This is a genomic window from Pseudoxanthomonas sp. (assembly GCF_051953815.1).
Taxonomy (GTDB): Bacteria; Pseudomonadota; Gammaproteobacteria; order Xanthomonadales; family Xanthomonadaceae; genus Pseudoxanthomonas_A.
Genome location: NZ_JBQCIJ010000050.1, coordinates 52,108 through 62,675, shown reverse-complemented (window position 1 = coordinate 62,675; position 10,568 = coordinate 52,108). Strand labels below are relative to the sequence as shown.

11 protein-coding genes are annotated in these 10,568 nt (G+C 69.4%); 7 read left to right on the top strand and 4 right to left on the bottom strand.

The genetic code is table 11. From position 1 onward, the window contains the following. From ACTHN1_RS16000 to ACTHN1_RS15985, 4 genes are all read right to left on the bottom strand, one after another. The coding region (locus ACTHN1_RS16000) for a RelA/SpoT family protein (RefSeq protein WP_440471929.1) at nt 1-1,110 on the bottom strand (1,110 nt) is incomplete at its 3' end. Nucleotides 1,111-1,237: 127 nt separating this feature from the next. Further along, nucleotides 1,238-1,537 carry a DNA-directed RNA polymerase subunit omega gene (gene rpoZ, locus ACTHN1_RS15995; protein WP_141453999.1) on the bottom strand — a complete coding sequence of 100 codons (300 nt, stop codon included), beginning with the start codon at nt 1,535-1,537 and terminating at the stop codon, nt 1,238-1,240. Nucleotides 1,538-1,671: 134 nt separating this feature from the next. After that, nucleotides 1,672-2,292: a guanylate kinase gene (gene gmk, locus ACTHN1_RS15990; protein WP_440471928.1), complete on the bottom strand. Its 621-nt coding sequence runs from the start codon at nt 2,290-2,292 to the stop codon at nt 1,672-1,674. Beyond that, nucleotides 2,289-3,149: a YicC/YloC family endoribonuclease gene (locus ACTHN1_RS15985; RefSeq protein ID WP_440471927.1), complete on the bottom strand. Its 861-nt coding sequence runs from the start codon at nt 3,147-3,149 to the stop codon at nt 2,289-2,291. The genes gmk and ACTHN1_RS15985 overlap by 4 nt, the downstream gene beginning before the upstream one ends. Before the next feature lie 117 nt (nt 3,150-3,266). Here ACTHN1_RS15985 and rph point away from each other — a divergent pair, with 117 nt between their 5' ends. The 7 genes from rph (at nt 3,267) to pepQ (ending at nt 10,511) form a co-directional block, all read left to right on the top strand. Then, nucleotides 3,267-3,992, top strand: coding sequence for a ribonuclease PH (gene rph / locus ACTHN1_RS15980; RefSeq protein ID WP_440471926.1), 726 nt, complete (start codon nt 3,267-3,269; stop codon nt 3,990-3,992). 41 nt (nt 3,993-4,033) lie between these two features. Next, nucleotides 4,034-4,426, top strand: coding sequence for a VOC family protein (locus tag ACTHN1_RS15975; RefSeq protein WP_440471925.1), 393 nt, complete (start codon nt 4,034-4,036; stop codon nt 4,424-4,426). Nucleotides 4,427-4,463: 37 nt separating this feature from the next. Next, nucleotides 4,464-5,054 carry an RdgB/HAM1 family non-canonical purine NTP pyrophosphatase gene (gene rdgB, locus ACTHN1_RS15970; protein WP_440471924.1) on the top strand — a complete coding sequence of 197 codons (591 nt, stop codon included), beginning with the start codon at nt 4,464-4,466 and terminating at the stop codon, nt 5,052-5,054. Nucleotides 5,055-5,112: 58 nt separating this feature from the next. Continuing rightward, nucleotides 5,113-6,267 (top strand): radical SAM family heme chaperone HemW, encoded by a 1,155-nt coding sequence (gene hemW / locus ACTHN1_RS15965; protein ID WP_440471923.1) that lies wholly within the window; start codon nt 5,113-5,115, stop codon nt 6,265-6,267. An 85-nt stretch (nt 6,268-6,352) separates the two neighbouring features. Then, nucleotides 6,353-8,761 carry a DUF1631 domain-containing protein gene (locus ACTHN1_RS15960; RefSeq protein ID WP_440471922.1) on the top strand — a complete coding sequence of 803 codons (2,409 nt, stop codon included), beginning with the start codon at nt 6,353-6,355 and terminating at the stop codon, nt 8,759-8,761. After that, entirely contained in the window at nt 8,758-9,102 is a 345-nt protein-coding gene (locus ACTHN1_RS15955; protein ID WP_440471921.1) for a PilZ domain-containing protein, read from the top strand. The genes ACTHN1_RS15960 and ACTHN1_RS15955 overlap by 4 nt, the downstream gene beginning before the upstream one ends. Before the next feature lie 68 nt (nt 9,103-9,170). Further along, nucleotides 9,171-10,511 (top strand): Xaa-Pro dipeptidase, encoded by a 1,341-nt coding sequence (gene pepQ, locus ACTHN1_RS15950; protein WP_440471920.1) that lies wholly within the window; start codon nt 9,171-9,173, stop codon nt 10,509-10,511. Nucleotides 10,512-10,568 lie beyond the last annotated feature (57 nt).

The following is a 10,568-nucleotide window of genomic DNA, read 5'->3' as shown; positions in this document are numbered from 1 at the left end:
GTTGCCGCCGCCGTCCACGCCGATCTTGTAGGCCCAGTGCGCGGCCACGCCGCGCTCGGCGATCAGGTCCATCTCGCGGGTGCGGATCTGCACCTCGATGGGCGAGCCGTATGGCCCGAACAGCACCGTGTGCAGCGACTGGTAGCCGTTTGCCTTGGGAATCGCGATGAAATCGCGGAAGCGGCCGTCCAGCGGCTTGTACACCGCATGCACCACGCCCAGCGCGTGGTAGCAGTCGGCCACCCTGTCCACCACCACCCGGAAGCCGAACACGTCCATCACCTGGTCGAAGCTGCGGCGCTGCGCGCGCATCTTGGTGTAGACGCTCCACGGCGTCTTCACCCGCCCGACCAGCCGGTGTTCCAGTTTTTCCAGCGCCAGCCGCTGCGCCAGCCGCGCCTCGATCTGCCCCAACGCCTCGCGCCGCACCAGCGGCTGGCTGCGGATGCGCTTGGCGATCACCGCGTGCCGCCACGGATGCAGCGCCTTGAAGCCGAGGTCCTGCAGCTCGGCCTTGATCAGGTTCATGCCCAGCCGCTGCGCGATCGGCGCGTAGATCTCCAGCGTCTCGATGGCGATGCGGCGGCGCGCCTCGGCGGACTGCGCGCCCAGCGTGCGCATGTTGTGCAGGCGGTCGGCCAGCTTGATCAGGATGACGCGCAGGTCGCGCGACATCGCCAGCAGCATCTTGCGGAAGCTTTCGGCCGCCGCTTCCTGGCGGTCCCGGAACTTCAGCTTGTCCAGCTTGGTGACGCCGTCGACCAGTTCGGCCACCGACTCGCCGAATTCCCCGGCGATCTCGTCGCGGGTCAGCGGGGTGTCCTCGATGGTGTCGTGCAGGATCGCGGCGATCAACGTCTCCGCATCCATGCCCAGTTCGGCCAGCACGCCGGCCACCGCCACCGGATGGGTGATGTAGGGCTCGCCGGATTTGCGGGTCTGCCCGGCATGCGCGGCGGCGCCGACTTCCCAGGCGCGGCGCAGCAGCGGCAATTGTTCCTTGGGCAGGTAACGGGCGGTCTTTTCGAATTGGGCGAGATAGTCCGGCACGCCGTCGCTGCGCGACGAAGCGGGGGTACGGAGTGCCTTGGCGGTACGGCCTGGGTTCATGACGCCAGCCTAGTGCAGACGTGGCGGGACGGCAAACCCGGAAAACGCGAAAAGCCCGCTCGCGCGGGCCTTTCCGATGAAAGCGGCAATGGCGGCGTCGCGGGATTTCCCGCGCCGGCGGCTTGCCTCAGTCGTCGCCCTTGGACATGTCTTCGTCGGCGACCACTTCGGCGGCGGCCCATTCCAGCGCTTCGCGCTCGGCGCGCTCGCGCTCGGCCTTCTCGACGCGGTCGATCAGATCGTTGTCGATCTTGCGGGCGGCGATTTCACGCAGCGCCAGCACGGTCGGCTTGTCGGCGGTTTCGCTGTTGTCGATGGTCGACTCGACGCCGTTGGCGAGCTGGCGGGCGCGCTTGGCGGCCATCGTGACCAGTTCGAAACGGTTGTTGACGACTTCCAGGCAATCTTCGACGGTGATGCGGGCCATGCGGGCTCCCGGCGACCCAGGGGCCGCGCGATGAATAGGGAAAGGGGCGGCGATTGTACGGCCTCGGCCGGCCCCAGGCAACCGTTTCTTTATAAATCAGTCAGTTAAGCGCCACGACTGGCCTGTTCCGGCCCCTACTCGGCCAGCAGGGCCCCGATCAGCCCCCCGTGTCGCTGCTGCTGGGCCTCCCGGCGCAGGCGGCTGGCGGTGAAGATGGCGTGCATCTGATCGCAGGCGGTTTCGAACACGTCGTTGACGATCACGTAGTCGAACTCGTCGTAGTGCGACATCTCCTCGCGGGCGGCGGCCAGCCGGCGCTGGATGACCTCCTCGCTGTCCTGCCCGCGCGCGCGCATGCGCTGTTCCAGGGCGTCGCGCGAGGGCGGCAGGATGAACACGCTGACCGCGTCGGGCACCTTCTCGCGCACCTGGCGCGCGCCCTGCCAGTCGATTTCCAGCAGCACGTCCTTGCCATCACACAGCTGCGGCTCGACCGACTGCCGCGCGGTGCCCTTCCAGTCGCCATGCACCAGCGCGTATTCGAAGAAATCGCCGGCGCGGATCATCGACTGGAACTCGTCCGCGCTGATGAAGTGGTAGTGCTGGGCATGCCGCTCGCCGGGACGCGGCGCGCGCGAGGTGAAGGAAATCGACAGCGCGATTTCCGGATCCCGGGCCAGCACGGCGTTGACGATGCTGCTCTTGCCCGCGCCCGAAGGCGCGGCAACGATGTAGAGGGTGCCGCGGCGGCTCATTCGATGTTCTGCACTTGTTCGCGGATCTGGTCGATCAGGACTTTCAGTTCGACCGCCAGGTTGGTGGTGCGGGTGTCCACCGACTTGGAGCCCAGGGTGTTGGCTTCGCGGTTGAATTCCTGCAGCAGGAAATCCAGCCGCCGCCCCACCGGCTCGGCCTGCTTGAGGACGCGGCGGATTTCCTTGATGTGGCTGTCGAGCCGATCCAGTTCCTCGTCCACGTCCAGCTTCTGCAGCCACAGCACCAGTTCCTGCTCCAGCCGGCCGGGATCGGCGGGCTGGGTGAGGTCGGCCAGGCGGGCTTCCAGCTTCTGGCGCTGGCCGGCGCGGATGACGGGCAGCAGTTCGCGCACTTCGGCGGCGCGGGCGGCGATGGCGTCCACGCGCTCCAGGATGGCGGCCACCAGCTTCTGTCCCTCGCGCTCGCGCGCGGTGACGAACTGATCGACCACCGCGTCCACCAGCGCGAGCGCCTCGGCCTGCAGGGTCGCCTGGTCCACCGCCTTGCCCTGGAGCACCCCGGGGAACTGCAGCAGGTCGGTGAACCCGGTGCGCAGGGCCGGGAACCGCGCATGCAGATCCAGCGCCAGTTCCGACAGCTGACCGACCAGCGCGGGATTGATCTGCAGCGTGCCCTCGCCCTCCGGCGCGCGCAGGCGCAGGGTAAAATCGAGCTTGCCGCGCGAGACCCGCGCGGAAACACGCTCGCGCAGGGCCGGCTCCAGCGCGCGCAGCTCTTCGGGCAGGCGGGTGCCCAGTTCCAGGAAACGATGATTGACCGCGCGCAGTTCGCCGGTCAGCGTGCCACCGGAGGTGGCGCGTTCGACGGCGGCGAAGGCGGTCATGCTGCGAATCATGGGAAACCCGGTCGGATCGAAAGCGCGAATGGTACCCTAGCGCGCCCCGGTCGACCGAATCCGCGGGCCCTGCGGCCCACGCGGTCTTCCGCTCCTCCCTCCTGCCGAGTTCCCTGCATGTCCGTCCCTCGTCCCAGCGGCCGCCTCCCCGATCAGATGCGCGAGGTCCGCATCGAGCGCGGCTACACGCGCCATGCCGAAGGCTCGGTGCTGATCCGCTTCGGCGAAACCCGGGTGCTGTGCACCGCCAGCGTCGAGAACAAGGTGCCTTCGTTCCTGCGCGGCAAGGGCGAGGGCTGGGTGACCGCCGAGTACGGCATGCTGCCGCGCGCCACCCACACCCGCGGCGATCGCGAAGCCTCGCGCGGCAAGCAGGGCGGACGCACGCTGGAAATCCAGCGCCTGATCGGCCGCGCCCTGCGCGCCTGCGTGGACCGTTCCGCCCTCGGCGAACGCACCATCACCCTGGACTGCGACGTGATCCAGGCCGACGGCGGCACCCGCACCGCCGCCATCACCGGCGCCTACGTGGCGCTGGCCGATGCGATCGGCTGGCTGCGCCAGCGCAACGAGATCAAGCGCGACGTGCTGCTGGGCGCGGTCGCCGCGGTGTCGGTGGGCATCTACCGCGGCGCGCCGGTCCTCGACCTGGATTACGCCGAGGACAGCGACTGCGACACGGACATGAACATCGTCATGAACGATGGCGGCGGTTTCATCGAGCTGCAGGGGACCGCCGAAGGGCATGCGTTCCGTCGCGACGAACTCGACGCGCTGCTGGCGCTGGGCCAGAAGGGCACCGCCGAACTGTTCGCCGCGCAGCAGGCCGCGCTGGCCGGCTGACCGCGGCGGTTCGCCTTCCCACGCCAACCGGTTCCTCTCCGATGCGCCAGACGCTCAGCCTGATCACCGTGGTGGTGGACGACTACGACCGCGCCATCGCCCACTACACCGGCGCGCTCGGCTTCGAACTGCGCGAGGACACCGACCAGGGCGGCGGCCGGCGCTGGGTGCGGGTGGCGCCGCCGGGTTCGCGGGAAACCTGCCTGCTGCTGGCGGTGGCCGGCAACGACGCCCAGCGCGCGCGCATCGGCGATCAGACCGGCGGCCGGGTCGGCTTCTTCCTGGAGACCGACGACTTCCATCGCGATCATGCGCGGATGCTCGCGCGGGGCGTGGAGTTCCTGGAAACCCCGCGCGAGGAAAGCTACGGCACGGTCGCGGTGTTCCGCGACGCCTACGGCAACCGCTGGGACCTGCTGCAGCTCAACGCCTGAGTTTGTTTCCCGAATCCTCCCTGACGGATCCCCACCCGTGAAACTGGTACTCGCCTCCTCCAACGCCGGCAAGCTCGAGGAACTCCGCCACCTGCTCGCCGACACCGACATCGAGCTGATCGCCCAGTCCGATCTCGGCGTCACCGACGCGGACGAAACCGCCACCACCTTCGTCGAGAACGCGCTGATCAAGGCGCGCCACGCCTCGCGCGTGACCGGTCTGCCGGCGCTGGCCGACGATTCCGGCATCTGCGTCGACGCCCTCAACGGCGCGCCCGGCCTGTACTCGGCGCGCTACGCCGGCGAACACGGCAACGCCAGCCGCAACATCGACAAGCTGCTGGACGCGCTCGAGGACGTGCCCGACGAGCAGCGTGGCGCGCACTTCTACTGCGTGCTGGTGCTGCTCCACCACGCCGACGATCCGCAGCCGCTGATCGTGGAAGGCGAATGGCGCGGGCGCATCCTGCGCGAGCGCCGCGGCAGCGGCGGGCATGGCTACGACCCGGTGTTCCTGGATCCGGAACTGGGCCGTTCGGCCGCGGAGCTGGAAGCGTCGCTGAAGAACCGCATCAGCCACCGTGGCCGCGCCCTGGCCGCGCTGCGCGAACGCCTGACCTGGTCGTGAGCCGGGCCCGGGGCGCCTGCTCCCCCCATCCGCCGGAATGCGGGAAAATGAGCCCGCCATGCTGATCCCGCCGCCGCTGTCGCTGTACGTGCACCTGCCTTGGTGCGTCCGCAAATGCCCCTACTGCGACTTCAATTCGCACCAGGGCAAGGGGCCGCTGCCGTTCGACGACTATGTCGACGCGCTGATCCGGGATCTGGATTTCGACCTGCCGCTGGTCTGGGGGCGCACCGTCCACTCGGTGTTCTTCGGCGGCGGCACGCCGAGCCTGTTCCCGCCGGAGGCCATCGACCGCTTCCTGCAGGCCGCGGCGGCGCGGCTGCGGTTCGCCCCCGGCCTGGAGATCACCCTGGAAACCAATCCGGGCACGGCCGAGCATGGGCGCTTCGACCGCTACCGGACCGCCGGGGTCAACCGCATCAGTTTCGGCATCCAGAGTTTCGACGACGGCTGCCTGCGACGGCTGGGCCGGATCCACGACAGCAACGAAGCGGAAGCGGCGGTGAAACTGGCGCAGGACGCCGGCTTCGACAACTTCAACCTGGATCTGATGTACGCCCTGCCCGAGCAGACCCTGGCGATGGCCGAGCACGATCTGGAGCGCGCGTTCGCGCTGCAGCCCGCGCACATCTCCCACTACCAGCTAACCCTGGAACCGAACACGGTCTTCTTCGCCCGCCCGCCGCAGGGCATTCCCGACGACGACGGCGCCTGGGACATGCAGGCGCACTGCCAGGCATTGCTGGCCGAGGCCGGCTTCGGCCACTACGAGATCAGCGCCTACGCCCGCGAAGGCCGGCGGTGCGCGCACAACCTCAACTACTGGCGCTTTGGCGACTACCTGGGCATCGGCGCGGGCGCGCACGGCAAGATCACCCTCGGCGCCGAACAGACCGTGCTGCGACGCTGGAAGATCAAGCATCCCACCGCCTACCTGGCCGCGGCCGGCGGCGCGCAGGCGCTGGGCGGCGACGATCGCATTCCGCCAGAGCAGCGCCCCTTTGAGTTCATGCTCAACGCGCTGCGCCTGCACGAGGGCTTCCGCGTCGCCGACTTCGAGCACCGCACCGGCCTGCCGCTGGCGGCGATGGACGCGCCGCTGGGACGGGCGCTGGCCGCGGGATGGCTGCGGCGGGAGGACGACCGGGTCATCCCGACCGACCTGGGACGACGGTTCACCAACGACGTGGTGGCCGCCTTCCTGGCCGATTGATGCCGGCCATCACCCCGCCCCCACGCCGGTCGGTTCAGCATCCCGGAAATGTGATAATTGTGGCCTCAGGGGAGATCCACCACACGTGACCGCAATCCCACCGCCACCGCCAAGCACCGCCGCGGGCAGCCTGACCAGCGCTGCGCTGCCGCCCCGCGTGCGCAAGCTGCTTCGCGGTTTCTTCGAGCACATCTCCAGCGACATCATCCAGTCGCTCAACGCGATGCTGCCGGAATACGAGCAGGCCTTGTTCAAGCAGGCCGAGCAGGCCCGCAGCGACAACCGCCAGGCCGAGTTCTTCAGCAACCTGCGCGCCCTCCAGCGCAACCGCGGCGAGTTCGTCCCGCACTTCATGTTCGCCCTGGAAGCGGAACTGGCCGCCGTGCGCACGTCGCCCGAGCGCACCCGCGCGCAGGCGCCGACGACGATCGAGTTCCGCACGCTGACGCTGGTGGAAGACGCGGCGATGGACGAGGAAATCGTCCTCAGCGACATCGCCCGCCGCCACGAGGCCCGCGCCGCGCAGGCGCTGCTGCTGCTCGGCCAGCGCTTCGGCGCGCTGGGCGGCGCGCCCGCGTTCGACAACGAACGCCTGCCGATAGGACCGCAGGGCCTGTGCCGGATGCTCAGGCTGGCCGCGCGCACCCTGGAACTGGATCTGGAGGAGCGCCTGCTGCTGTATCGCACGTTCGACCACAAGGTGATGGGCAACTATCACGAGTGGGCCGACACGCTGAACCAGTACCTGTCGCAGGCCGGCATCCTGCCCGGCTTGATCTACCTGCCGCGCCGCACCCGCGCGATCGATACGCCGACACCGGCGCGCCCCGGCGCCGAAGCGTCCGGCGGCAAGCCCGGGCGCGCGGACGCCAATCGCCCGCTGACCGGCTGGCACGGCCCCTCCACGCCCTCGGCCTGGACCATCCCCAGCGCCGGGCCCGGTACGCCGCCGCCGCTGCCGGACGGATCCGGCGGCGCGCAGCGGACCGACGGCGCCCCCAGTTTCGAACTCCTGCAGCAACTGCTGGCCGCGCGGCGGCAGGCGACCGCGCGTTTCAGCGAACCGGCCGCCACCCGCTTCGCCGGCATGGAGAGCGGCGCCGGTCCATTCGCGGCGCCGCCCGCGCCCACCGCCCCGGCGGCCGCCGCCGCCGCCGAGGGTGTGCGCCGGCTGGTGCCGACTCCGGACGTGCTGTCCGCGCTGCAGTCGCTGCAGGGCGTCGCCACGCCGCGCATCGAGGGCCAGGCCCGCCGCAGCCTGAAGGACATCCAGCAGGCGCTGCTGGCGCGCGCGCGCCAGCAGCACGGCGCCCAGGCCACGCTGGCGGCGCCGGACGCGGATACCTTCGAATTGCTGGGGTTGCTGTACAACGAAGTCGAACGCGAGGTGCGTCCCGAATCGCCGGCCAGCGATCTGCTCACCCGCCTGCAGGTCCCGCTGGCGCAGGTCGCGCTGCGCGATCGCGAGTTCTTCCTGCGGCCCGAGCATCCGGCCCGCGAACTGCTCAATGCGGTGGCCGAGTCCGGCGCCACCTGGCAGACCGACGACGATCTGGATCCGCGCCTGCTGCACCAGTTGCACCAGTCGGTCGATTTCGTGATCAAGCACTACCAGGGCGACGAGGCGGTGTTCGCCCAGGCCAACCAGGAAGTGCAGCGGCACCTGGAAGCCGCCGCGCGCAAGGCCGAGCTGACCGAACGCCGGCACATCGAGGCCGCGCGCGGCAAGGAACGCCTGGAAATCGCCAAGCAGCGCGCCGCCGAGACCATCGAGGCCGCGTTCAACGACCATCAGCCGCCGCGTTTCGTGCAGGCGCTGGTCAACCAGGCCTGGGCCGACGTGCTGACCCTGACCCAGCTTCGCCAGGGCGAGCATTCGGACGAATGGACCGAGCAATTGCAGACCACCCTGCAGATCGTCGCGGCCACCACCGCGCCGGCCGAAGCGCCCAAGGATCCGCAGTTGCCGGCGCGCATCGAGAAAGCGCTGCTGCAGGTGGGATATCACGAGGAAGAGGCGCAGGCGATCGCCCGCCGCCTCTCCAGCGCCGGTGGCGAGGATGACGGCAGCTCGCGCACCGAGCTGACCGCCAAGCTCAAGGCGCGCGCGCGCCTGGGCGAGCAGAACATGGTCCAGCGCCAGCCGGTGCAGGCGCGCTCGCCGAAGGAACAGGAGTGTTTCGAACACCTGCGGGCGCTGCCGTTCGGCACCTGGTTCGAGTTCACCCTCAACCAGCAGGGCGACGTGCAGCGCCAGCGGTTGTCCTGGTTCAGCCCGGTCACCGGCCATGCGCTGTTCGTGAACCAGCGCGGACAGCGCACCGGCGAGCATTCGCTGGACAGCCTGGCCCGGCTGATGGCGCAGGGCCAGGTGCAGGTGGTCACCGAAGACAAGGGCCGGTTGATCGACCGTGCCTGGAACGCCACGCTGCGCGCGCTTCGCAGCCTGACCGGCATGGGCAAGACCGCGGAGATCGGAGGAGACGGCGCATGATCCAGGAATTCCGCCGCGCCCGCCGCCGCAACGTGCCCGAACCGGTGGCGGTCATGGACACGCTCGCCGAGCAGTTGATCGGCCGGCTGGGCAACGTCTCCGAATCGGGCATGCTGCTGATTGCCAGCGCGCCGATCGAGGAGGACGCGATCTACCAGCTGCGTTTCCACCTGCGCACGGCCGCCGGCCGCGAAGTGCCGATCGATGTCGGCGCCCATGTGCTGTGGATGGCCGCGGCCAACACGCCGGGGCAGAGTTTCGCCGGCCTGCGCTTCCTGACCATCGAGCCCGCCCAGTTGGACACGCTGCGCGCCTGGGTGAACGCGCCCGGCGCCGGCTGAGCGCCGGTCACGGGAAAGCCCGGCGCGGATGCGGCAAAATGCGGGTTTCGCCCGCAAGAGCCGCCGTCATGAACGCTTCCGCCCCGTTGGCCACCGAACTCGCCCCGCTCTACGCCGAACACCTGGCGTTGATGAAGCGGCGCGCCGAGGAAGCGCTGGCGCGCGGCGGTTTCGATCACCTGGTCGTGCCCAGCGGCAGCCTGCACTACCAGGTGTTCGACGACCGCGACTATCCCTATGCGGCCAATCCGCAGTTCAAGGCGTGGCTGCCGCTGACCCGGGTGCCCGACAGCTGGCTGGTATATACCCCCGGCCAGCGACCCAAGGTCATCTACCACCAGCCGTTCGACTACTGGCACGTGGTCCCGGCCGCGCCCAGCGGCTGGTGGGTGGATCACTTCGACATCCACGTGATCCGTAAGCCCGAGGAAGCGCGGGCGCTGCTGCCCGATCCCGCCGGACGCTGCGCCATCCTCGGCGAACCGCGGAGCGCGCTGGGCGATCACGTGCCCAACAATCCGGAAGCGGTGATCAATTACCTGGAGTACCAGCGTTCCTACAAGTCCGCCTATGAAATCGCGCTGATGCGCGAGGCGCAGCGGCTGGCGGTGCGCGGGCACCGCGCGGCGGAGGCCGCGTTCCGCGAAGGCCGCAGCGAGTTCGCCATCCACATGGCCTATTGCGCCGCAGTCGGCCAGGATCCCGCCGAGCTGCCGTACGGCAACATCGTGGCCCTGAACGAACACGGCGCCGTGCTCCACTACATGGAGCTGGATCGCAACGCGCCGGCCGAGCACCGCAGCTTCCTGATCGATGCCGGCGCCAGCTTCCACGGCTACGCCAGCGACATCACCCGCACGTATGCCACCGACGCCGCCAGCGAATTCCAGGCGCTGATCAACGCGGTGGATCAGGCGCAGATCGCGATGGGCCGGTCGGTGCGCGCGGGCGTCGACTACCGGCAACTGCACCTGGACGCGCACCTGGGCCTGATGGGCATCCTCAAGGAGTTCGGCGTACTGAAGGTATCGCCGGAAGCCGCGGTCGCCAGCGGGGTCAGCTTCGCGTTCTTCCCGCATGGCCTGGGCCATCCGATCGGCCTGCAGGTGCATGACGTGGCCGGCTTCGCCGAAAGCGATCGCGGTGGCCGCATCCCGCGTCCAGAGGGACATCCCTATCTGCGCATGACCCGGGTGCTGGAACCCGGGATGGTGGTGACCATCGAGCCAGGCCTCTACTTCATCGACATGCTGCTGGAGGAAGTGAGGAAGAACGGCCACGCCGACAGCATCGACTGGGCGCGGGTGGACGCGTTCCGTCCCTATGGCGGCATCCGCATCGAGGACGAAGTGCTGTGCACCGACGGCGATGCGGTCAACCTGACCCGGCCGGCGTTCGCGGCGGGTTGATCTTCTTTCCATGCGGGAGCGACGTCAGTCGCGACCGTGCTCCATCGAGGGAAAAGC